Below are 25,109 nucleotides of genomic sequence, written 5' to 3'. Positions count from 1 at the left end.
TGGTTTGACGAGCAGCCCTTTCGCCGACCAACCCGCCCCTACAGGATCAACCACATGCCTCGGAACGAGCTCACCGGCGAACGGGGCTGCACAGGAAGACGCCCATGAAAAACCCCGGCACATGGCCGGGGTCTTCGTGAAACAGGCGTCTGAATCAGCGTGCGTAGGTCATCAGTACGTCCGCAGCGGTCTGGCTGTCCACCGACATCATCACGCTAAGCGCAGTGACGGTGAGGATGGAGAAACCGAATACCTTGCGAGCCCACTTGTTGTCGTCCTCGGCCTTGTAGCCACCCCATGCCATATAGAGCCAGTACAGGCCCATGGCTGCTGCCACGGCCAGGTAGCCGAGGCCGGCGTAACCGCCGAGGGTAAGCATCAGGGTTGCGAGCACGAAGGCCAGCACGTACAGCACGATCTGCTTCTTCGCCGCCAGGATACCGCGAGCCACCGGCAAGACCGGAATGTTGGCAGCGCTGTAGTCCTTGAAGCGGAAGATGGCGATCGCGAAGCTGTGTGGCATCTGCCACAGGCTGAACATCACCAGCAGGGTCACTGCAGCCAGGTCGAAGTTGTTGCTCACGGCGCAGTAGCCGATCACCGGAGGCATGGCACCCGAAAGGCTGCCGACCAAGGTGCCGTGCACCGATTTGCGCTTCAGCCACAGGCTGTAGAAACCGACGTAGACGATGAAACCGATCAGCGCACAGAACGCCGACAGCGGGTTGGCCTGTACATACAGCAAGCTGAAGCCAGCCACCCCAAGCAGGGTGGCATAGGCCAGCGCGAGGGGCAGCGGCATGCCGCCCTGAACCATGACACGGTTCTTGGTGCGTTCCATCTTCTGGTCGATGTCGCGGTCGATGCAGTTGTTGAACACGCAACCGGACGCCACCACCAGAGAAGTCCCTACCACCACCGCCAGGAACAGGGCGAAATCCACATGGCCCTTCGCGGCAAGGAAGAAACCGCCTGCCACGGAAAGCACGTTACCGAAAATGATCCCCGGTTTGGTGATTTGGATAAAGTGCTTCACGGACATGCAGTCTTACCTCACTTGGCCATCATTTCGATGTGGATGTTGAACATGATCCACAGCGACAGGCCGACCAGCAGTGCAATAACCAGAGTGGTGAACAGGAACGTCGACACGTTGGAACGCTGCTCTTTCGAGCGGTCCATGTGCAGGAAGTACACGAGGTGCACTACTACCTGGATGACGGCCATGGCCACAACAACCAGAACGGTCAGGTTCTTCGGCAGGCTTGGGAACATCACCAGGCCGAACGGAATCGCAGTCAGGATGATCGACAGCACGAAGCCGATCATGTAGGACTTGACGCTACCGTGGTTACCTTCGTGATGAGTGTCGTGTGCGTTAGCCATTACAGAACCCCCAGCAGGTAGACGACGGTGAATACGCAGATCCAGACCACGTCCAGGAAGTGCCAGAACAGGCTCAGGCAGCTCATGCGGGTCTTGGCGGTCGGCGTGATGCCCTTGGTGCTGATCTGATACATCAGAACAGCCATCCAGATCAGGCCGGCGGTTACGTGCAGACCGTGGGTACCTACCAGCGCGAAGAACGCCGACAGGAAACCGCTGCGGTTCGGGCCGTAGCCTTCGTTGATCAGGTGATGGAACTCATAGATTTCCATCGCGATGAAGCCAGCACCGAACAGGAAGGTGATGGCCAACCAGCCCAGCACGCCGCCCTTGTTGCCTTTGAACATCTGCAGCATGGCGAAGCCGAAGGTGATCGACGACAGCAGCAGGAAGGCGGTTTCAACAGCTACGAAATCGAGCTGGAAGATGTCATGACCCGACGGGCCGCCGGCAAAACTGCCGGACAGCACCGCGTAGGTGGCGAAGAGCGACGCAAACAGGATGCAGTCGGTCATCAGGTACAGCCAGAAACCGAGGACGGTCATCTGGCCCGAGTCGTGGTGGTGGTCGTCATGCCCATGGTCGTGACCATGAGCAGCACCGTGCATTACTTGACTGGACATTGATTACACCCGCTCAAACGATTCGACACGTGCGCCGGCAGGCAGAGCACCTGCTTTGGCCAGCGCTTTCATGCGCTCGCCTTCGATGCGCGCCACTTCTTCGGCCGGAACCATGTAGCCCTGGTCGTCACGCGCAGCGTGGCGAACGAAGACAGCGATGGTTGCAACCAGGCTCGCGCCAACCAGCCACCAGATGTGCCAGATGAAGGCGAAGCCGAAGACGGTCAGGAACAGGCCCATGAACAAACCGGTAGAGGTGTTGCTCGGCATGTGGATCGCTTCGTACTTGGCCGGAGCCTTGTAGGCGACACCGGCTTCCTTGGCTTCGTGCCAGGCATCCAGGCCAACCTTCTCAGGCATGTGGGCGAAGTTGTAGAACGGAGGTGGCGACGAAGTCGACCATTCCAGGGTACGACCGCCCCACGGGTCGCCGGTCACGTCCAGGTTCTGGTTGCGGTCGCGGACCGAAACGTAGAGTTGGATCAGCTGGCAAGCGATACCGAACAGGATCAGCACGGCGCCGACGACGGCAACGTACAGGTAGGGTTCCCACAGTGGGTTGTCGGAGTGGTTCAGACGACGGGTCATACCCATGAAGCCCAAGGCATACAGAGGCATGAACGCTACGTAGAAGCCCGAGATCCAGAACCAGAAGGCAGCTTTGCCCCACTTCTCGTTCAGGGTGAAACCGAAGGCTTTCGGGAACCAGTAGGCGAAGCCGGCGATATAGCCGAATACCGCACCACCGATGATCACGTTGTGGAAGTGAGCGATTACGAACAGGCTGTTGTGCAGCACGAAGTCAGCACCCGGAACAGCCAGCAGAACGCCAGTCATGCCACCGATGGAGAAGGTGATCATGAAGCCCAGGGTCCACATGATCGGCGCGGTGAAGCGCAGACGGCCCTGGTAGATGGTGAACAGCCAGTTGAACAGTTTCACACCGGTCGGAATGGAGATCAGCATCGTCGCCAGACCGAAGAAGGTGTTGACGCTAGCGCCTGCACCCATGGTGAAGAAGTGGTGCAGCCATACAGCGAAGCCCAGAACGGCGATTGCGCCCGATGCGTAGATCATCGAGTGGTGGCCGAACAGACGCTTGCCAGCGAAGGTCGAGGTCACTTCCGAGAACACACCGAAGGCCGGCAGGATCAGGATGTAAACCTCAGGGTGACCCCACGCCCAGAACAGGTTGACGTACATCATCGGGTTCCCACCAAGCTCGTTGGTGAAGATGTGGAAGTCCAGATAACGGTCAACAGTCAGCAGCGCGAGTGCAGCGGTCAGGATCGGGAACGAAGCCACGATCAGCACGTTGGCCCAGGTGCAGGTCCAGGTGAAGATCGGCATGTCCATCAGCTTCATGCCAGGGGCGCGCATCTTCATCACGGTGACGAGGAAGTTCACGCCTGTCAGTGTCGTACCCAAGCCTGAGAGCTGTAGCGCCCAGATGTAGTAGTCGACACCCACCCCAGGGCTGTACTGAATGCCCGCGAGCGGCGGATAGGCAACCCAGCCGGTCTTGGCGAATTCACCAACGCCCAGCGAAATGTTGACCAACAGCACGCCTGCCAGCAGCAGGTAGAAGCTCAGGGAGTTCAGGAACGGGAAGGCAACGTCACGTGCACCGATTTGCAGAGGAACGGCAAGGTTCATCAGGCCGGTGAAGAACGGCATCGCCATGAAGATGATCATGATCACACCGTGAGCGGTGAAGATCTGGTCATAGTGTTCAGGCGGCAGGTAGCCTTCGGAGCCACCGGTGGCGGCGGCCAGCTGGGTACGCATCATGATGGCGTCGGCGAAGCCGCGCAGCAGCATGACCATCGCGACGATGATGTACATCACCCCGATTTTCTTGTGGTCGACCGTGGTCAGCCACTCAGTCCACAAGTAGGTCCACTTGCGGAAGTAGGTGATAGCACCGACCAAAGCGATACCACCGAGCGCGATAATGGCGAGTGTCACCATGACTATCGGCTCGTGATAGGGTATCGCCTCCAGGCTTAATTTACCGAACATCTCTTACTCCTCTGCACCGGCAGCTGGTTGCATACTCGATTCCACACCCTTGGTAGTGGCCAGATCTTTGCTGCCTGCTTCTTCGTGGCTCGGACGACCGCGGTTCATGCCTTCGTACTTGTCGACGATGATCTGGAACTGGTCAGGCGAGGCCTCGCTGTACAGCGCGACTGGGTTGTTTTCGCTTGGTTTGGCCAAGGCTTCGTATTCGGCCTTGTCCAGCTTCTTCGGCGACTGCTTGACCTCGGCGACCCACTTGTCGAAGTCTTCCTGGGAGGTTGCAGTGGCCTTGAATTTCATGCCGGTGAAGCCAGCGCCGCTGTAGTTGGCGCTGATACCGTCGAACTCGCCGTTTTCGTTGGCGATCAGGTGCAGCTTGGTGGTCATACCGGCCATGGCGTAGATCTGGCCGCCCAGGCCCGGGATGAAGAACGAGTTCATCACGGCGTCGGAGGTGACGCGGAAGTTGACCGGGGTGTTAGCCGGGAAGACGATCTTGTTGACCGTGGCGATACCTTGCTCCGGGTAGATGAACAGCCATTTCCAGTCCAGCGCGACCACGTCGATCTGCACCGGCTTCACATCGGAATCCAGTGGACGGTACGGGTCCAGCTTGTGGGTGGAGTGGTAGGTGAACCAGCCCAGGGCGATGATGATCAGGATCGGGATGATCCACACCGCGGCCTCGATCTTGGTCGAGTGCGACCAGTCAGGGGTGTAGGTGGCGGCCTTGTTGGAAGCGCGGTACTTCCAGGCGAAAACCACGGTCATGATGATGACCGGAATCACCACCAGCAGCATCAGGCCGGTAGCGATAAGGATAAGGTTCTTTTGCTCAATGCCGACCTGACCTTTCGGGTCGAGCAGGGTCCAGTTGCACCCACTGAGTAAAAGCATGCCTAAAAAGGGCAATATGCCAAACAGTCTGGGGTAACGCTTTTTACTCATCTCACGACCTCTAGATCAGCTTGCTTCAATGCAATTTGTGTTTTGGTAGCCAACACTTCGTCCTGCCAAGTGCGGCATTTCGCGCCCGTACTCGCTCCTGCCCGGGGTCCGACTGCAGGAACCTTGGCGTCAAGCGGGTTAGCGGTGCTTATGGTTTCGTAGGCAACAGGCCTGTACTTCAGACCAAGTCCGTTTGGTGCGGGAAAACGCGGAGGGGGGTCCGCCCGGTATCGCCGTTGGGCGAAACTTGACGAAGTCAGCAAAAAGGAGCGCTGCGGCTTCCTTCAATCCTGCGACTCGCAAGCAGTGCCGAACGGAAATTGGGGGCGATTGTAGATAGGTCGCTTACCCTTGACTATGACTTATTGAGCAACAGTCTTTTACAGAATCCGCAACAATGACCCTGAAAAAATCAACTTCGCGACAGTTTGTCGCACCCCGCTTGATAGCCCTGGAACCCGCATTCTGCAAGGCTTTGAGATTGACCTGGATCATGCGGGAGGTGACTTTTCGCTCTTCTCACGCGGCGTAAAAGACCACGCGGAAATCGGGACTTTTGTCTAAGCCCCACGCCGGTTGCGGTAGATCCCCAGCGGTACCAGAACGGTGGTAAGGACGAATGCAACCAGCGCCCATTGCGCCAGCGACAAACCGAGGATCGGCGGGTACGGCGTGCTACAGAAGCCGTCGACCTGAAACGCCAGCGGCCACAGCTTGGCCAACGGCAGGTCATCGACGATCGGCTGCAGGGTATCGATGCCGCAACTGACCATCGGGTTGGCGAGTATATACACATGGTTGCCCGCCGCAACGATTCCGCCAATCGCGCTGAGCACCACCAATGCCTCGAAGAAGGTCAGGCTGCGACGTCCCGGCATGGCTGCGGCGATGAACGCGAACACGGCAATCAACAGCAATGCGTAGCGCTGCAGGATGCACAACGGGCAAGGCGCCTCACCGAGCACCACTTGCATGTAGAGCGCGCCGCCAATCAGGGAGAGGCAGATCACCCCCAGCAGCACCAGAAAGCGCCGTTCCCGATTAAGGCGCGATGTTTGTTCGTTCATTGCCGATTCCTTCGATGGAGAGTGGCAGCGTGTGATTCGCCTGCCTTGCGCAAGTCTACACGCCGGTTTGACCTTTGAGCATGTCGAGGACGAGGCATGGCAGCGCTGCACTATCCAGAGATGGCTGAGACCTGTTGTTGCGGCGTCGGTTCAACGTCGGCCAGCAAAAAAGCTACCCAGGTGCCGCGCAGGGACAAGCCCCTCGACACCCGGGAGTGAAGGATACAGTGATTAAAGGAGGATTAAAGGTGAAAGATGGTCAATGCTGATTCATCATTCCTTCTATATAGGCAACCACCTGAGGGAGCGACTCTGCGTCGCGAGGCCGCTCCCACCGGGTCACCGTGGTACCTCTGTGATCAGACCTGCAGGGTCAGCACATCACTGCAGCGCGGCCGCAGGCCCGAAGAACTCGTAGCGGCTCTGCTGCTCCGGAACGCCCAGCCCCTTCAGGTAGCCTTTGACCGCCGCCATGAAGCCCTTGGGCCCGAGGAAGTAGGCATCCACGTCACGCTCGACCGGCATCCATTCGGCCAGCAGATCCTCGCTCAGCAGGCCAACCGCATGGGCGTCGTTGCTGCCATCCGCTTCGGCATAGCAATAGAAGTGCTGCAACTGAGGGTGACGTTCGGCCAACGCGCTGATCCAGTCGCGGAAGGCATGCACAGCGCCATTGCGCGCACAGTGAATGAAATGCACTGGACGCTTGGTCTCAAGCGCCGCCTCCAGCATCGCCAGGGTCGGGGTGATACCCACACCTCCACTGATCAATACCAAGGGCTTGTCGCTGGCGGTCAGCGTGAAGTCGCCCGATGGTGGGAACAGCTGCAGGGTATCGCCGACGACCAGCTGGTCGTGAAGGTAGTTGGATACCTTGCCACCGGCCTCGCGCTTGACGCTGATCCGGTACTCCTTGCCGTCGCACAGCGCCGACAGCGAATAGTTGCGGCGCTGCTCGACCCCGTCGATGAACAGCTGCAGGCCAATGTATTGGCCCGGCTCGGCCTTGAGCACCGGCTTGCCATCCAGCGGAGCAAAGTAGAACGAAACGATTTCGCTGCTCTCTTGCGCGCGGCGGACCAGGCGGAACTCACGGGCGCCACGCCATCCACCGGCGGCCTCTTCCTTCTGTTTGTACAAGTGCTCTTCCGCGCCGATCAGGATATCGGCCAGCTGGCCGTAGGCAGCGCCCCAGGCCGCGATCACTTCGGGGGTGGCGATTTCCTTGCCCAACACTTCCTCGATGGCCCGCAGCAGGCAGCTGCCGACGATCGGGTAATGCTCCGGGAGAATCTGCAGGGCGACGTGCTTGTTGATGATCTGGCCAACCAGGCCGCCCAGCTGTTCAAGCTGGTCGATATGGCGGGCATACATCAGCACACCGTTGGCCAGCGCGCGAGGCTGGTCACCGCTGGCCTGGTGAGCCTGGTTGAACAGGGGACGCACTTCGGGGTATTCGCTGAGCATCATCTTGTAGAAATGAGTGGTCAGCGCTTCACCACCGCTTTCGAGCAGCGGGACAGTGGCCTTGATGATTGCACGTTGTTCGGCATTGAGCATTGCGACGACTCCTAAGCCTGTGGCTTCGAATGGTTGCACTGGCTATTTCAGCATTCGTGCCAACTCGAAAGGCCCATGAAATCAATGCCTTGACACCGATCATGTCAAAACGACCCACCCCAGCGTATAGTCATTACGACCAATAGGAGTCAATATGACTGCAAAGCCTCTGCTCACCGCCCTCCTCCCGCTGGTCAGCGACCTGTCCCGCGACCTGCCCGACCAGGAGCGTTACCGCCGCCTGTTACAGGCCATGCGCGGCCTGCTGCCGTGTGACGCCGCCGCCCTGCTCCGCCTGGATGGAGAATGGCTGGTGCCACTGGCAGTGGACGGACTGTCGCCAGATACCCTCGGCCGGCGTTTCAAGGTCAGTGAGCATCCACGCTTCCAGATCCTGTTGAGCCGCCCCGAGCCTACGCGCTTCGCCAGCGACTCCGCGTTGCCCGACCCTTATGACGGCCTGGTGCATGCCCCGGACGCCAACCTTGAAGTCCATGACTGCATGGGCTGCCCGCTGATGGTCGATGAACGTCCCTGGGGCCTGGTCACCCTCGACGCGCTGACCCCCGGCCAGTTCCAAAGTCTTGAACTGGAAGCCCTGCAGGCCTTCGCCAGCCTGGCAGCGGCTACCGTGACCGTGGCCGAGCGCATCGAACACCTGGCCCTGCGCGCCGAGGATGAACACCACCGTGCCGAAATCTACCGTCAGGCCAGCGGCCAGCATCAGGAACTGATAGGCCAGAGCAAGGCACACAAACGCTTGGTGGAGGAGATCCGCCTGGTCGGCGGCAGCGACCTGACCGTGCTGATCACCGGTGAGACCGGGGTGGGCAAGGAGTTGGTGGCCCAGGCCCTGCACCAGGCCAGCAAACGCGCCGACCAGCCAATGATCAGCCTCAACTGCGCAGCCCTGCCAGACACCCTGGTGGAAAGCGAGCTGTTTGGCCATGTGCGCGGTGCCTTTACTGGCGCCCATGGCGAACGACGCGGCAAGTTCGAACTGGCCAACGGCGGCACGCTGTTCCTCGATGAAGTCGGCGAGCTGCCATTGACCGTGCAGGCCAAGCTACTTCGGGTGCTGCAAAGCGGTCAGTTGCAACGCTTGGGGTCGGACCGTGAACATCAGGTCGATGTGCGCCTGATCGCCGCGACCAACCGCGACCTGGCCGCGGAAGTGCGCAACGGCAACTTCCGCGCCGACTTCTATCACCGCTTGAGCGTCTACCCCCTGCAGGTGCCACCGCTGCGCCAGCGAGGCCGCGACGTGCTGTTGCTGGCCGGCTACTTCCTCGAACAGAACCGCTCACGCCTTGGCCTCAATAGTTTGCGCCTGTCCAGCGACGCGCAGGCCGCACTGCTGGGTTACGACTGGCCTGGCAATGTCCGCGAACTGGAACACCTGATCGGCCGCTCGGCGCTCAAGGCACTGGGCCAACACGCCGACAGACCACGGATTCTGACCCTGGAAGCCCGCGACCTGGACCTGCGCGCGGTCGCGTCTTCCAATGAGGCTCAATCCGCCCTGCCACAGCAGGAAGCGCCCTTACCCGAAGGCGGCCTGCGTGACGCGGTGGACGCCTATCAACGCCAGGTGATTGAAGCCTGCCTCCAACGTCATGACCACAACTGGGCTGCCGCTTCTCGTGAACTGGGCCTGGACCGCGCCAACCTCAACCGACTGGCGCGCCGGCTAGGGCTTCGCTGAGGCCCGTGCACCAAAGCATTAGTCGGTAAAGCTATCTAGCCGATTGCCAGTTGGCTGCTTAACTGCATAAGGAATCGGTACCTCGGCCTTTGAGTGGCCAGTACTGTTGAAGGCATGCCGCGCCCGCTCGGCCCTGGGCCAATGGACGTCGACCATGTCGCCGTACAACTGCAGGGAGCACTCATGGACAGTATTGTCGTTGCCGATAAGCAAACTTCAGTCGCTACCCAGAATGCCTGGGGCAATATCAGCCTGAAAAGCCCCGCGGTCGTGCAAATGCCGATTTCGCCCAACCAGGTGGCCACCGTCACCCAACGCGGGCAGGACCTGATCGTTACGCTCAAGTCCGGCGAAAAAATAACGATCGGTAATTTCTTCGCCGTCGACCAGGCGGGCGTTGCCAGCGACATGGTCTTCGTCGGCGAAGATGGCACCCTGTGGTACGCCAACTACGATGCCGAAGCGTTCACAGGCTTCACGTTCGAAGAGGTGAGTTCGCTCGACCAGGTGGTGGCGGGTATCGGCGTCGCCGGCAGTGCGACGCCAACCTGGGCGATCGCGGGCCTGAGTCTGCTGGGCGTCGGAGGCGCAGCCGCGGCAGTCGACAACGGGAGCAGTGGCGGCGGTGGCGGCGGATCGGCACCGTCCGACACAACGCCTCCGGCTACCCCCATCGACCTGCTGGTTTCCCCGGATGGCCTGCGCCTGACCGGCCGGGGCGAAGCCGGCACAACGGTCAACGTCCGCGATGCGGCCGGTAATCTGATCGGCAGCGGCACAGTGGGGGCCGATGGACGCTTCGAAATCAGCCTCGACCCGCCGCAGATCAACAGCGAAAACCTTCAAGTCATCCTGACCGACGCCGCAGGCAACGCCTCCCCGGCAGGCACCGTCGTCGCGCCGGACGCGACCGCTCCGCTGGCGCCGACCAACCTGGCGATCGACGAACAAGGCACCACCCTCAGCGGCCGTGCCGAGCCGGGCGCCACGGTTCAGGTACGCGGCCCTGGCGGCACGCTGCTGGGCAGCGTCGTGGCAGGTGCCGACGGTCAGTTCAGCATCACCCTGCAACCCCCTCAAACCGACGGCCAGGCCCTGACTGTCACCGCCCAGGACGCTGCTGGCAATACCTCGCCCGCGGCAAGCATCACCGCGCCGGACGACGTCGGCACGCCCCCGGACACCACCCCGCCCGACGCCCCGGTCAACCTGGTGATCGCAGCGGGTGGCCAACAACTGAGCGGTCGCGGTGAAGCGGGAACCAGGGTCGAGGTGCGCAATGCCGACGGCACCTTGATCGGCAGTGGTGTGGTGGGCAATGACGGCAATTTCACCATTCCTCTCTCTCCAGCCCAGGCCAACGGTGAAGCACTGAACGTCGTGCTCATCGACAACGCCGGCAACACATCGTCGCCCAGCCCGATCACCGCACCGGACACCACCCCACCCAGTCCTGCCACCAACCTGGCACTGAGCGCCGATGGGGTTACCCTCACCGGGCGCGGCGAAATCGGCACCACGGTACAGGTTCGCAATGCCCAGGGCGTGCTGCTCGGTTCTGCCGTGGTTGGGCCTAATGGCCAGTTCACGGTGACTTTGACCCCTGCGCAGACCGACGGCCAGATACTGGACGTGACGCTGCGCGATGCCACAGGCAACACGACGACCACCCCGCTCACCGCTCCGGACCTGGACGGCCCGGCACAACCCTCCGGGCTGGCACTCGATGTCGCCGGCACCCACCTCACCGGGCAAGGGCAACCCGGCTCGATCATCACCGTGCGCGCGGCCAATGGCACCGTGCTAGGCACTACCACGGTCGGCACCGACGGGCGCTTCGAGGTCACCCTCTCGACACCGCAGCGCAACGGTGAAAGCCTGACCGTGGACGCCACCGACAGCCTCGGCAACAGTGCCGGTGCCGTCAACTTCACCGCACCGGACACCTCACCTCCATTGCCGATCACCACCCCCAGCATCGACAGCACCGGTACAACCGTCACAGGCAGCGGGGAACCTGGGGCCACCGTGACCGTTCGCGCCCCCGATGGCAGCGTGCTCGGCACCGGCCAGGTCGCCAGCAATGGCAGCTTCACGGTCACCCTCAACACACCGCAGACCAACGGCCAGGCGCTCTCCGTCGAGCAGCGTGACCCTACCGGCAATGTGTCGACCTCGACCGACCTCACCGCCCCTGACAACCAGGACCCCACCCCACCGGCAGACCTGTCTTTGTCCGGCGATGGCAGCACCCTGTCCGGCACGGGCGAGCCTGGCGCGCAGGTCACGGTCAAAGATGGGTCTGGCGGGGTCTTGGGCACGGCAGTGGTACAGGCCGACGGCAGCTTCCAAGTCATCCTCGACCCGCCGCAGCTCAATGGCCAGACGTTGTCAGTGAGTCAGGCCGATGCCGCCGGCAACGGCTCGACAGACACCCCGTTCGTAGCCAACGACCTTGAAGCGCCCACGCCTGCCCAAAACCTGGCACTGGATGCCAGTGGTACCTTGCTCACCGGGCAAGGCGAGCCTGGCACCACGGTGGTGGTGCGCAATGCCAACGGCCAAATACTGGGTAGCGACCAGGTCAATGCCAACGGCAGCTTCACCGTCACCCTCAGCCCGCCACAAACCAATGGTGAAACGGTGTCGGTGGTGCTGATCGACACCGCGAACCACAGCTCTCCGTCAGCCAGCTACACCGCCGACGACAGCAGTGCGCCAACGTCACCGACAGGGCTGCTGGTCGGCCCGGGCGGCACCTACCTGCAGGGCACTGGCGAGGTAGGTGCGACGGTGGAGGTGCGCAACGCTCAAAACGTGTTGCTGGGCAGCGTGGTGGTTCCGCCAGGCGGCGCCTTCACGGTTGCGCTTTCACCGGCACAGCTCGACGGGCAGTCACTCAACGTGACCTTGACCGACGGCAGTGGCAACACCTCCATGGCCACACCGGTCACCGCCCCCGACCTCACGCCACCGGCCGCCCCCAGCGACCTCGCAGTTGTCCTGAACGGCACGGCGCTCACGGGTAACGCCCCAGGTGCGACCTCGATCACGGTACTGGGCCCCAACGGCAACCTCCTTGCCAGCGGGACAGTCCAGTCCGACGGCAGCTTCAGCGTGCCCCTGTCGACCGCACAGCAGAACGGCGAAACCCTCACCGTCATCGTGGCCGATGCCGCAGGCAACAGCGCCGCCCCGGCAGCGGTGACCGCCCCGGACACCACGCCCCCCAGCGCAGCGACCAACGTCTCCCTGAGCCCGGATGGCACCCTCGTTGCCGGCAATGCCGAGCCAGGCACCGTTGTCATTGTCCGGGACGGCAGTACGCCCTTGGGCAGCGCGACCGTGGGCCCTGACGGTACCTTCCAGGTCGTGCTCGATCGCCCGCTCACCAACGGTGAAGTGGTCGACTTGGTGGTGCGCGACGGCGCCGGACAGGAAGCGAGCAGCCTCTTGAACGGACCCGACGGCAGTGAAGTCGCCAGCCCCACCAACCTGGCGCTCAGCGCCGATGGCTTCGTCCTCACCGGCCAAGGCACCGTCGGCACCCTGATCACGGTGACCTCCAACGGCAATGTACTGGGCACCGCCACCGTCGGCAGCGATGGCACCTTCCATGTGTTCCTCAACGCCGCCCAACTCAACGGACAAACCCTGCAGGCCTACGCCCAGGCGACGGTGGGCGGCACGGCGTCGGTACCCGCCGTGATCGTGGCGGCCGACAGCACCGCACCGGATGCGCCGACCCAGGTCGACCTGAACCCGGCCGGGACCGTTCTCACGGGTCGTGGCGAGGTCGGTGCCACCGTCAAAGTGTTCGATGCTCAAGGCACGCAAGTAGGCAGCGCAGTCGTTGCGAGCAACGGTCTGTTCAGCGTCACCTTGGTGCCTGCGCAGACCAATGCCCAACAGCTGACCATCACCCAGACGGATACCGGCGGCAACACTTCACTGCCCGCGACGCTCCAGGCGCCCGACCTGCAAGCACCACTGGCCGCCAACCAACTCAGCCTCAACAGCGCCGCCACCGTGGTCAGCGGCCAGGGCGAAGCCGGCGCGACTGTCACCGTGCGCGACGCCAATGGCACTGTCCTCGCCACCGGCACGGTCAACCAGAGCGGCGTGTTCCAGGTCACCCTGCCCAGTGCGCAGACCACCGGCAGTGCCCTGCAGGTCACCCTTACCGATGCCGCCGGCAACGTGTCCGCCCCCGCCAGCCTGGCAACGCCGGACCGCACGCCACCGAATGCCGTCGCCGACGTCGTACTCAGTGCCGACGGTCGGCACCTGACGGGCAGTGGCGAGATCGGAGCCATTGTCCAGGTGCGCAATGCCGCGGGTACCATGCTAGGCACCGCTACCGTAGGCGCCGATGGACGCTTCACGGTGGCCTTCAGCACACCTCAGGCCGATGGCAGCACCCTTGGCGTGACCCAGGCAGACAGCGCCGGCAATACCTCCCCGGCAGTGAGCGTCAACACCCCGGACCTCACGCCGCCTGCCGCACTGACCAATGTAATCTTGAACAACAACGGACTGACCCTGACCGGTCTTGGGGAAGCGGGCACCACGGTCACCGTTCGCGGTCCGGATGGCACCGTCATCGGTACCGGCCTGGTGGCCGCAAATGGCAGCTTTACCCTGACGCTCGATAGCGCGCAGCTCAATGCCCAGCATCTGAGCGTGACCCAGACCGACGCAGGCAACAACACCTCCGCCGTCGTTACGGTGATCGCGCCCGACCACACCTCACCCGCCGCCCCCAGCGGTCTGTCGCTGGCCGCCAGCGGGCTGCAGTTGAGCGGCATTGCCGAGGCAGGCAGTACGGTCACGGTACGCGATGCCTCAGGCAATGTCCTAGGCACGGCCATCGCCAACAGCAACGGAACCTTCCAGGTCACCCTCGACAGCCCACAGACCAATGGCCAGACATTGCAGGTGAGTGCAACCGATGCCGCAGGCAATGTGTCGCCCACCACTCCCTATACCGCCGCGGACACCACCCCGCCAGCGCCAGTGTCGCAACTGGCGGTGTCTGCCGATGGCAGCACCCTGACGGGGATCGGCGAGGCCAATGCCTCGGTGACCGTTCGCGCACCAGATGGGTCGATTCTGGGTACGACCACTGTGGGTGTCGATGGTCGGTTCAGCGTGACGCTGTCGCCCGCCGCTGTCGCTGGCCAGGACCTTGGCGTGGTGCAGACCGATGCCGCACAGAACGCCTCGCCCGCACAGACCGTCACCGCTCCGGGCAATCTTGCCCCGGACATTCCCGATGACCTGGTGCTATCGGCCAATGGCCTGACGGTAACCGGCACCGGCACGCCCGGTAGCGCCGTGAACGTCTATGGTCCCCATGGCGTGCTGCTGGGCTCCGGCCTGGTGGCTGTCGACGGCACTTTCACCGTCGGCCTCAGCAGTGCTCAGGCCAACGGCGAAGTGCTGCAAGTGGTTGCCGTGGGTAGCGATGGCAACACATCCTTGCCTGCCACCCTGGTGGCACCCGACACCACCGCGCCGCAACCGCTGACCAACCTGGCCATTTCCAGCAACGGGCTGGTGCTGAGCGGGCGTGGCGAGCCTGGCGCCACCGTCAAAGTACTGGGCGACGGTGGGGTCGAGCTCGGCCAGGGTGTGGTCGATGCCTCGGGCCAGTTCAGCATTAACCTCAGCCCTGCGCAGCTCAACGGCCAGCACCTCAGTGCCAGCCAGACCGATGCGGCGGGCAACGAGTCCAACAGCGTCAGCCTCACCGCCCCCGACCTGGTCGCCCCCGCCGCGCCGCAACAACTGGCCTTCGCCGGCGGCGGCACCCTGCTCAACGGTACTGGCGAGGCCGGCACCAGCGTCAAGGTGCTGGCTGCCGACGGCAGTGTGCTGGGCACTGCGGTGGTTCGTGGCGACGGCACCTTCCAGGTCAACCTGACACCCGCCCAGGCCAATGGCCAGACCGTGCAGGTGATACTCACCGATGCCGCCGGCAACCAATCCGATGCCACGTCCCTTACCGCGGCGGACACAACGCCCCCCGCGGCGCCAAGCGAACTCGCCATCGCCAGCGACGGCGCCACCCTCACCGGCCGTGGTGAAGCGGGTGCACGGGTGTCGGTGAAAGATGCCAACGGCAACGAGATCGGCAGCGCCGTGGTCGATGCCAGCGGCGCCTTCACCATCACCCTCAACCCGCCGCTGGGCAATGCCGAGCTGCTCAGCGTCAGCCAGAGCGACGCCGCCGGTAACGCCTCGCCTGCAACCTCGCTGCAAACGCCGGACTTCACTCCACCTGACGCCCTTACCCAGGTGGTCATCAATGCCGATGGCAGCCTGGTCAGCGGCCGTGGCGAAGCAGGTGCAACTGTCACCGTGACCAATGCCGCCGGGGAGGTGCTCGGCACCACCGTCGTACTTGCCGATGGCAGCTTCCAGGTCGCACTGACACCGGCGCAGATCAACCAACAGGCGCTGTCGGTGCAGCAGGCCGACCCGCCCGGCAACATCAGCGTCCCAGTGGTCGTCACCGCCCCCGACCTGACACCACCCGCGACGCCTGACGCACTACGCCTGAACGCTGCGGGTGACCAGCTCAGCGGCAATGGCGAAGCTGGCACCACAGTGCGGGTGTATCAAGGCAACACCCTGATCGGCGAGGCCACGGTGGACGCCGACGGCACCTTCGTGGTCGACCTGACGCCCGCACAGCTCAATGGCCAGCAATTGCAGGTCACCCTGGAAGATACCAGCGGCAACGTTTCGCCGATCGGCACCCTCACCGTGGCCGATGTCACCCCGCCCGCCAGTGTCCTGGCGACACTCAACGGCAGCGGCACCCAGCTGACCGGCACAGGTGAAGCCGGCGCCAACATCACCGTGGTCAACGACCAGGGCGATGTCGTCGGCCAAGGAGTGATCGATGCCGACGGCACCTTCGTGCTGGATCTGAGCACCCCTCAGCTCGACGGCCAGGTGCTGACCATCATCGCCCAGGACGCCACCGGCAACCCGTCGTCGCCATTCCAGGTCACCGCACCGGACCTGACACCGCCCGCACAACCGACCGGCCTGAGCCTGACCGCCAATGGCTTGCAGCTCAGCGGCAGCGCCGAACCGGGCAGCACCATCACCGTGCGCGGGCCAGACAACACGGTGCTGGGTGAAATCGAAGTTCCCGTCAATGGCGTGTTCACCGTCACGCTTTCACCCGCTCAGACCAACGGCCAACTGCTGTCGGTGGTGGCCACCGATGACGCCGGCAACGCCTCGCCGACTGCCTCCTACCAAGCTGCCGACACCACGGCGCCAGACCTTGTCACCAACTTGAGCATCAGCCCCGGTTACGATGTGCTCAGCGGACGCGGTGAGCCCGGCGCAACCGTGACCGTCACGCTGAACGGCAACCCTCTCGGCAGCGCAGTGGTGGCCGCCAACGGTACTTTCCAAGTCACCTTGCAACCGGCGCCAGGCCCGGACGAGGAACTGCGAATCACCCAGCGTGACGCAGCCCAGAACACATCGGGCGAAGCCAGCTACGATACGCCGCTGGTGCCGGCACCTGCCGCCCCCACCAACGTGGATCTGGCCGCAGATGGCCTGATCTTGAGCGGCAACGCCGAGATCGGCACCACCATCGAGGTGCGTGACGCGTCAGGGACACTCATAGGCACTGGCCTGACAGGCGCTGGTGGCACCTTCACCCTGACGTTGGACAGCGCCCAGCTCAATGGCGAAACGCTGTCGGTCACCGCTGTGTCCGCATTGGGGGGAAGCTCGATACCCGCCATCGTGCAAGCGGAGGACAGCACGGCCCCGGCCAACCCCATCGTCACCGCACTTTCAACCAATGGCCTGGTGCTCAGCGGTACGGGTGAAGCAGGCGCAACCGTGACGGTCCGCGATGCAGGAGGGGCCATCATCGGTACCGGCCAGGTGAATGCCGGAGGGGCCTTCTCCATCACCTTGTCGAGCCCACAGCTCAACGGCCAGGTGCTGGGGGTGACTCAAACCGACGCGGCGCTGAATCCATCCGGCAGCACCAGCTTCACAGCACCTGATTCACAGGCACCAGCGCCTGTGAGCAACCTGGCGATCAATGCCGGCGGCACCGTGCTTACCGGTACCGGCGAACCCGGGGCGACTGTCACCGTGCAAGGCCCCGGCGGTGTCGCACTGGGCAATGCCACGGTCGGCAGCAACGGCCAGTTCAGTATCACCCTCACCACGGCGCAGAACGACGGACAGCAACTGACCGTGCGCCAGGCCGACGCGGCAGGCAACACCTCCAGCAGCGCCAGCATCAACGCGCCCGACACCACGCCGCCCACTGCCCCGGTCGCCAGCATCAACAGCAACGGTACGGTGGTTTCAGGCACTGGACAGGCCGGTACCACAGTTACCGTGCGCAACAGCGCCGGGACGATTCTCGGCACCGCGACCGTCGGCACCAACGGCCTGTTCGTGGTCAGCCTGGCCGCAGCACAGGTGGACAACCAGGCGTTGACCGTCACCCTCACTGACGCGGCGGGCAACACCTCCCAGGGTACCGCGCTGACCGCACCGGACCTCACACCGCCAGCGGCGGCCAGCAACCTGGTCATCAGCGCCGACGGCAGCGTGCTGACCGGTAATGGCGAACCCGGCGCCACGGTCACGGTGCGCAACGCCAGCGGCACCGTGCTGCAGACCGCCACCGTGCAGCCCAATGGCAGCTTCACCGTCACCCTGAGCCCTGCACAGGACAACGGCCAGGTGCTGTCGGTGACGCTAACCGACCCGCGCAACAACGTCTCGGGCAATACCAACATCACGGCACCGGACGTGGACGCCAACGCCCCGGTGGTGGCCAGCGACAACCTGGCGACCGCCACCGTCAACCTGGCACCGGTGGTGTCCACGCAAACCTATCAGGACAGTTTCTCGACCCTGCTGGCGGGCTTCTCCAAGACCTATACCTGGACGGTCGCTGCCGGCACCACGGTGGATCCTACCCTGACCCTCAACACCAGTAGCGCCCTCGCCTTGCTGGACAACGCCACCTTCACCTTGCAAGTGAAAAACGCCAGTGGCGCCTGGGTGACGCTAGCCACCGGCAACACCCAAGGTTTGCTCGACCTGATCCTGCTGCCGCTGGGTCAGGGTGTTCGGGTCGACATCGGCGACTTGCTGGCCGGTGAATACCGGCTGACGGTGAGCAGTGGCGGCATCGGCCTGCTGACCACGGTTACCACACAACTGGACATCGAAACCACCAGCCAGACCCAGTTCACCGGAACCGGAACGCCTACCTCCGGCAACGTCATCAGTGACCCGGGCACCGATGGCGCCACCGACCTGCTCGGGCCGGACAGCGGTGCAGTCCTGCAAGTGCTGAAGAACGGCAGCTATGTCGCGGCTGGCAGCGCCACCGAGGTGCAGGGCCTGTACGGCACCCTGGTGATCCGTGCCGATGGCAGCTACACCTACACCCCGAACGGCAGCCCATCCAGCGTCGGCAAGGTCGATATCTTTAGCTACCAGCTGGTTCACGCCAATGGCCTGGTGGATGGCGCCACGCTCTACGTGCGCATCGACAGCCCGCAGGCCACCGAGATCTGGAGCAACACCAACTACGGCGCTCCCGCCACGGTTGTGGATGCGGTCAATGACATCGACAGCACCGGCATCAGTCTGGTGAATCGCGAATCCACCAGTTCCACCACCTTCACACCGCTGAGCCTGCCGGTGATCGGCACTCGGCAGGCAACCTACAGCACCACCGTAGCCACCGATACCACGGCCGACCTTCAGGTCGTGCTCAACTCGACCAACCTGCTGGGGCTGCTCAACGGCACGACCATCGACCTACTCAAGCTCAACCCAGCAACGGGCCTTTACGCAGTGGTTCAGTCGGTGAACGGCAGTTCGCTGGTCAGCCTGCTGGGGGGCGGCTCCGCCTACACCTTCCAGGACCAGACCGCAGGCTCTTACCAGATACGCGTGACCGCCAGCGGCATCGGCCTGGCCAGCTCCCTCACCACCACGCTCAACACCACGACGACCCATCTCACCGAATTCGTGGTCAGCGGCTATACCCCGGTCACCGGTAACCTGCTTACCGACACCGCAGGGGGTGGAGCCGATAACCTCGGCTCGTCCCTGACCGTGCTCAGCGTCCTGGTGGCCGCCAACACCTATGCGATCCCGGGCTACAACGGCGTCAGCGTGACAGGCACCTATGGCACCTTGCTGGTGCAGGCCGACGGCAGTTACACCTACACCCTCAAGGCGGGCTTGACCTCGGCCATCATTGGCCAGCACGACACCTTCACCTATGAATTGACCCACCCCAACGGCACCACCGATACCGCCACCTTGACCATCAACCTGGACAGCGCCGCCAGTTTCAGTGCCACGAGCGCGCTGCTGGCCGACACCAGCGACGATGGCGTTGCGCTGGCCAGCGTTGCAGCCGCATCCAGCGACGTGATCGCCGGTACCGACGGCAACGACCACCTCGATGGCAGTCAGGGCGGGGCCATCAGCCTGCAGGGGGGAGCCGGCGACGACACCCTGGTGATCGTCGACCAGGACTTCACCAGCGTAGAGGGTGGGGCCGGCACCGACACCCTGCTGTGGGCCGGGGGCGATGCCAGCATCGACCTGGGCAACCTGGCCGAGCGCGTACACGACATCGAGGTCATCGACCTCAATGACACCAGCGCCGTCACCCTCACCCTCAACCTGGCGGACGTCGTGGCCGTCACGGAGACCGGCAAAGACACCTTGGTGATCAAGGGTGATGACAAGGACACGGTGCACCTGACGGACACCTGGACGCTTGCTGGTACCCAGACCGCCGATGGCATCGACTATAACCAATATACGGCCCAGGAGGATCCCAGCCACCACCTGTGGGTGCAAAGCGGCATCCACGTCGTCTGAGCCTGCAGCAAACCGCCGGGTTACCGCCCGGCGCCAAGGATGACCAGCAGTAAGGGAATGATGTGAAGCGAAGCAGTACGCTGTCACCGCTGTTAACAGGCGCCTTTGGGCTCCTGGCCCTGTGTATCACTCCAGCAGCCTGGTCGGCCGACGATATCGACCCGCAGCTGCGCAGCATCGGGCCGTCGCGTCTGCGCGACGCCCCCGAAGCCATACCTGCTCGCCCGCCTTCCGGGCAGGCCGAAGCCGACGGCGACCGCCTGGGCATGGCCGAAGCCGTGCTGCTCGCGGCGCAGTGGCACCCGAGCATCGCCGAGGCCGTCGGTAACCTGTACAAGCAAGGCGAAGGCATCAACGTGGCCCGCGCCGGTTACTACCCGCAGGTCACCGGGGGTATACGCGCAGGGTATGACACCGGGTATGGCAACGACCGGGGCAGCCAGGCGCTGAACCTGTCGCTGAAACAGATGCTCTACGACTTCGGCAAGGTCGACAGTGCAGTGAACGCGGCAAAAGCCGCGGCAGCACGGGCACAAGCCAATATCTTGCTGGTGGTGGACGAACTGGCCCGCGACACCGCCTACGCCTGGATCGAAACCCGTCGCTACGAGCAGTTGATGGCCATTGCCCGCGATCAGATCCGTGGCATCGGCGCCATTGTCGGCCTGGCACGCCAACGCAGCGACATGGGCGCGAGCACCCGGTCCGACGTGGTCCAGGCCGAGTCCCGGGAAGAAGGAGCACGCGCGACCTTGGAGGAGTACCAGTCGCAATACCAACGCTGGCGCTCGACACTTGCCGCGCTGCTCGGGCGCATGTCCCCGCCGGCGCTTGCCGAAGCGCCTCCGGCCGAACTGAACCAGGCCTGCAAACGGCCAGAGCAGGGCGACGACCGCCTGCCCGCCGTGCTCATGGCGCTAGCCCTGCGCGCGCAGTCCCAGGCCGAGCTGGCGCAAGCCAAGGCCGAGGCCTATCCGACCCTGTCGCTGCAACCGCAGGTCAACCATTACCTGGACAACGAGTACGACCGCGACAACTCCCGCCTCGACCGCACGCAGGCCGGGATCTACCTGAACCTTGAGGTGCCGATCTACCAGGGCGGGGCCATCAGCGCCCGCACCCGAGCTGCCGGCCATGCCCTGACTGCGGCCGATTCGGCGGAAGATGCTGCCCGCCTGCAGGCCCGTCGCGGGCTGGCCGAAGCCAAGGCGCAGACCTCTGGATTGGGGCGGCGACTCAGCTCGCTCGAAGCACGCCAGACCAGCATTCAGGAAGCCCGCGAGCTGTACGGTCGCCAGTACCTGGACCTGGGTACACGGCCCTTGCTCGACCTGCTCAATGCCGAGCAGGAGATCTACCAGTCACGCTTCGACCTCGCTGGCACACGCGCCGACCTGCTGCGCCTGGATGTTGATTGCCTGTACAACAGTGGCGCCCTGCGCACAGCCTTCGGGCTGGAAGGGCGCAACCTGCAAGGGGTGCAGATCGAGCCATGAATGAAACCATCAACCTTGCCCAGCCCGCGCAGGCCACCGTCCAGACCGGGCATCCGGACCTGGGGCCGTGGCTCGAAGCCATGCTGCAGGTGGCGCACCACTACCGTCTTGATGTCTCACCCCAGCGCATACACCTGGCCGCTGTGGAAGATGCCCGGCCGCTGGACGAAATCCTACGTCACATGGCCCGCCAGGCGGGGCTTACCCTGCGCTTCACCCATTTCGATGGCAAAGGCCTACGGCAATGGCGCACGCCCTTGGTGCTGGAGCTGGACGACGGCCAGCTGGCCGTGGTCGAGTCGGTGACCCAGGACGACGAACTGGCGGTGGTCTTCGCCGGCGACCAGGGCCTGGCCTCGCGGGTATCGCAGGGCACGCTGGACGGGCGGATATCCCGTGTCGCATTGCTCCGCCCCGCTCGCCCCCTGCGCGACGTTCGCACCGACGACTACACCGCGCCTTACGACCGCCACTGGTTCGCCCGCATCGTGCTGCGCGACCTGCGCCCCTATGGCCAGGTCATGGTCGCCTCATTGGTAGCCAACGTGCTGGCCTTGGCTGGCGTATTGTTTTCCATGCAGGTGTACGACCGGGTGATCCCTGCCGAGTCATTGCCGACGCTGTACGTGCTGTTCGCGGGGGTGGTGCTGGCGCTGGTGTTCGACCTGAGCATGCGCTTGCTCAGGCTCAAGGTGACCGACCTGCTGGGCAAGCGCGCCGACCTGCGGGTCAGCGACCTGGTTTATGGCCATGCCCTGCGCCTGCGCAACTCGGCGCGGCCCAAGTCCACCGGCTCGTTCATCTCGCAGTTGCGCGAGCTTGAGCAGATTCGCGACCTGATCACCTCCAGCACCGCCTCGGTGCTGGCCGACCTGCCCTTCTTCCTGCTGTTCCTGTTGGTGTTCTGGCTGATCGGCGGGGTCCTGGTGCTGATTCCCCTCGTCGCGCTGCTGGCCATGCTGCTGCCTGGCCTGCTGGCGCAGCGGCGCCTGGCCGCATTGGCCAATGCCTCGATGCGCGAGTCGGCGCTGCGCAACGCCATGCTGGTGGAAAGCATCCAGGGCCTGGACGAGATCAAGGCCCTGCAGGCAGAGGCGCGCTTCGAACGCCAGTGGAACCAGTACAACACCGCTTGTGCCCACAGCAACCTGCGCCTGCGCACCTTGACCAACGGCCTGGTGACCTGGACCCAGAATGTCCAGGGTGCAGTGTTCGCCGTGGTCATCGTCATCGGCGCCCCCATGGTGATCGCGGGCGACCTTACTACTGGTAGCCTGGTGGCGGCTTCGATGCTGTCATCGCGCATGATGGCGCCACTGGCCCAGTTGACCCATGTATTGACCCGCTGGCAGCAGGCCAAGGTGGCCCTCAAGGGCCTGGACAATCTCATGCAGTCGCCGGTGGACCATGCCGAAGGCGAGGCGCGCGTCCACCTGCCGGCCCTGCGTGGGGAATACCGGGTGCGCCAGGCGATCTTCCGCTACAGCCCCGAGGCGGCACCGGCGCTGACCATCGGCCAGCTGGACATCCAGCCCGGCGAACGCATCGCCCTGCTGGGGCGCAACGGTTCAGGGAAATCCACCTTGCTCCAGGCCTTGGGCGGCGCCATGGACCTGATGCAAGGCGAGCTCAACCTCGACGGTATTGCTCTGGCCCACCTGGACCCAGCCGACCTGCGCCGCGACGTAGGCTTGCTGCCCCAGTACTCGCGGCTATTTCATGGCACCCTGCGGGAAAACCTCACCCTGGGCGCGGGACAAGCCAGTGACCAGGAACTGGTGGCCGCGCTGTCCGCCACCGGCGCGCTGGACTTCGTCCGCCGACTGCCCAAGGGCATGGACCATTTGATCCTTGAGGGCGGCCAAGGGCTGTCCGGTGGCCAGCGCCAGGCCCTGGTGCTGTCTCGTCTGCTGGTACGCCAGCCACAGGTGCTGCTGCTCGACGAACCCACCGCCTCGCTGGACGACATCAGCGAACGCCACCTGCTCGATAGCCTCGACCGCTTCTGCCAGGGCCGTACCCTGGTGATCGCCACCCACCGCCTGAACGTGCTGCAGCGGGTCGATCGGATCATCGTGCTCGACGGCGGTCGCATCGTCATCGACGACAAACGCGACGCCGCCCTGGCCAAGCTCAAAGGAGGCCAGGCATGAGCAGCCATGAACTTCCCTCGTCCTACCTGGATGGCGAGGACGACCGCGCCGTGCTGCGCGCCGGTCGCCTGATCACCCTGTGCGCGCTGATGCTGGCGGGCTTTCTGGGGTGGGCGGCGTGGTTCGAGGTGGTGGAAGTGTCCACCGGCACTGGCAAGGTTATTCCCAGCTCACGGGAGCAGGTGATCCAGTCCTTCGAAGGGGGCATCGTCACCACCATGAATGTGGCCGAGGGCGACCTGGTCGAGCGCGGCCAGGTGCTTGCCCAGTTGGACCCGACCAAGACCGCCTCCAGCGTGGGCGAAAGCGAGGCCAAGTACCGCGCGGCCACCGCCAGCGTCGCCCGCTTGCGAGCCGAGGTGACCGGCAAGCCGCTAGCCTTTCCCGACAGCCTGCGAGCGTCCCCCGACCTGATCGACGCCGAGACCGCGCTGTACCAAACCCGCCGCCAGGGCCTGGAGCAGACCCTGGCCGGCATCGAGGACTCTTTGCGGCTGGTACGCAGCGAACTGCAGATCACCGAGAACCTGGCGAAGATGGGCGCTTCGAGCCGGGTCGAAGTGATCCGCCTGAACCGTCAACGCTCGGAACTGGAACTCAAGGCCAACGAAGCACGCTCCGACTACCTGGTACGCGCCCGTGAGGAGCTGGCCAAGGCCAGCGCCGAGGCCGACAGCCTGGCCGAGGTGATCCGTGGGCGCAGCGACTCGCTGACGCGCCTGACCCTGCGTTCCCCAGTGCGGGGCATCGTCAAGGACATCGAGGTCAACACCTTGGGGGGCGTGGTACAGCCGGGCGGCCAAGTGATGAAGATCGTGCCGATGGACGAGCGGCTGCTGATCGAAACCCGCATCGCCCCCAGGGACATCGCATTCATCCACCCCGAGCAGGCCGCCAAGGTCAAGATCAGTGCCTACGATTACTCGGTGTACGGCGGCCTGGACGGCAAGGTGGTGGGGATTTCGCCCGACACCTTGCAGGATGAAGTGAAACCGGAGATCTACTACTACCGAGTGTTCATCCGCACCGAACAGGACAGCCTGCAGAACAAGGCCGGCAAGCGCTTCGCGATCGTGCCGGGGATGATCGCCACGGTGGATATCCGTACGGGCGAGAAGACCATCCTCGATTACCTGATCAAGCCACTGAACAGGGCGCGTGAGGCGTTGCGGGAGCGTTAAGGTCTGTCGATGTTTTTTTGGAAGGAGTGAGATCGAGCGTCGCGCGGTCCGCGC

At 63.9% G+C, this 25,109-nt stretch carries 12 protein-coding genes; 5 read left to right on the top strand and 7 right to left on the bottom strand.

The window, feature by feature from the left end:
- Positions 1-154 precede the first annotated feature (154 nt).
- From cyoE to hmpA, 7 genes are all read right to left on the bottom strand, one after another.
- Complete coding sequence (cyoE, locus tag C4Q26_RS16655) at positions 155-1,042, bottom strand: heme o synthase (protein ID WP_023382256.1); 888 nt, start codon at positions 1,040-1,042, stop codon at positions 155-157.
- An 11-nt stretch (positions 1,043-1,053) separates the two neighbouring features.
- The gene (cyoD, locus tag C4Q26_RS16650; protein ID WP_023382257.1) at positions 1,054-1,386 is read right to left on the bottom strand and encodes a cytochrome o ubiquinol oxidase subunit IV; all 333 of its coding nucleotides are present in this window, start codon (positions 1,384-1,386) and stop codon (positions 1,054-1,056) included.
- Positions 1,386-2,009, bottom strand: a complete 624-nt coding sequence (gene cyoC / locus C4Q26_RS16645) for a cytochrome o ubiquinol oxidase subunit III (RefSeq protein ID WP_027906615.1) — start codon at positions 2,007-2,009, stop codon at positions 1,386-1,388. The genes cyoD and cyoC overlap by 1 nt, the downstream gene beginning before the upstream one ends.
- 3 nt (positions 2,010-2,012) lie before the next feature.
- Positions 2,013-4,031 carry a cytochrome o ubiquinol oxidase subunit I gene (cyoB, locus tag C4Q26_RS16640; RefSeq protein ID WP_023382259.1) on the bottom strand — a complete coding sequence of 673 codons (2,019 nt, stop codon included), beginning with the start codon at positions 4,029-4,031 and terminating at the stop codon, positions 2,013-2,015.
- 3 nt (positions 4,032-4,034) lie between these two features.
- Positions 4,035-4,979: a ubiquinol oxidase subunit II gene (gene cyoA, locus C4Q26_RS16635; RefSeq protein WP_023382260.1), complete on the bottom strand. Its 945-nt coding sequence runs from the start codon at positions 4,977-4,979 to the stop codon at positions 4,035-4,037.
- 560 nt (positions 4,980-5,539) lie between these two features.
- Positions 5,540-6,046: a disulfide bond formation protein B gene (locus tag C4Q26_RS16625; protein WP_023382261.1), complete on the bottom strand. Its 507-nt coding sequence runs from the start codon at positions 6,044-6,046 to the stop codon at positions 5,540-5,542.
- 381 nt (positions 6,047-6,427) lie between these two features.
- Positions 6,428-7,606, bottom strand: coding sequence for an NO-inducible flavohemoprotein (hmpA, locus tag C4Q26_RS16620; RefSeq protein WP_023382262.1), 1,179 nt, complete (start codon positions 7,604-7,606; stop codon positions 6,428-6,430).
- 154 nt (positions 7,607-7,760) lie between these two features.
- Here hmpA and norR point away from each other — a divergent pair, with 154 nt between their 5' ends.
- The 5 genes from norR to C4Q26_RS16595 all read left to right on the top strand — a co-directional run bounded on the left by norR (position 7,761) and on the right by C4Q26_RS16595 (position 25,055).
- Complete coding sequence (norR, locus tag C4Q26_RS16615) at positions 7,761-9,311, top strand: nitric oxide reductase transcriptional regulator NorR (protein WP_023382263.1); 1,551 nt, start codon at positions 7,761-7,763, stop codon at positions 9,309-9,311.
- Between the two features lie 183 nt (positions 9,312-9,494).
- Positions 9,495-20,225 carry a BapA/Bap/LapF family large adhesin gene (locus tag C4Q26_RS16610; RefSeq protein WP_104884052.1) on the top strand — a complete coding sequence of 3,577 codons (10,731 nt, stop codon included), beginning with the start codon at positions 9,495-9,497 and terminating at the stop codon, positions 20,223-20,225.
- Between the two features lie 62 nt (positions 20,226-20,287).
- Entirely contained in the window at positions 20,288-21,721 is a 1,434-nt protein-coding gene (locus C4Q26_RS16605) for a TolC family outer membrane protein (protein ID WP_023382264.1), read from the top strand.
- Positions 21,718-23,874, top strand: coding sequence for a type I secretion system permease/ATPase (locus tag C4Q26_RS16600; protein ID WP_023382265.1), 2,157 nt, complete (start codon positions 21,718-21,720; stop codon positions 23,872-23,874). The genes C4Q26_RS16605 and C4Q26_RS16600 overlap by 4 nt, the downstream gene beginning before the upstream one ends.
- Entirely contained in the window at positions 23,871-25,055 is a 1,185-nt protein-coding gene (locus C4Q26_RS16595) for an HlyD family type I secretion periplasmic adaptor subunit (protein ID WP_023382266.1), read from the top strand. The genes C4Q26_RS16600 and C4Q26_RS16595 overlap by 4 nt, the downstream gene beginning before the upstream one ends.
- The last annotated feature ends 54 nt before the right edge of the window (positions 25,056-25,109 follow it).

The sequence above is a fragment of the Pseudomonas sp. SWI44 genome, assembly GCF_002947915.1.
In the GTDB taxonomy this organism is placed as follows: Bacteria; Pseudomonadota; Gammaproteobacteria; order Pseudomonadales; family Pseudomonadaceae; genus Aquipseudomonas; species Aquipseudomonas taiwanensis.
Note: the sequence above shows the minus strand (reverse complement) of the source record. Positions and strands in the feature narration are given on the sequence as shown.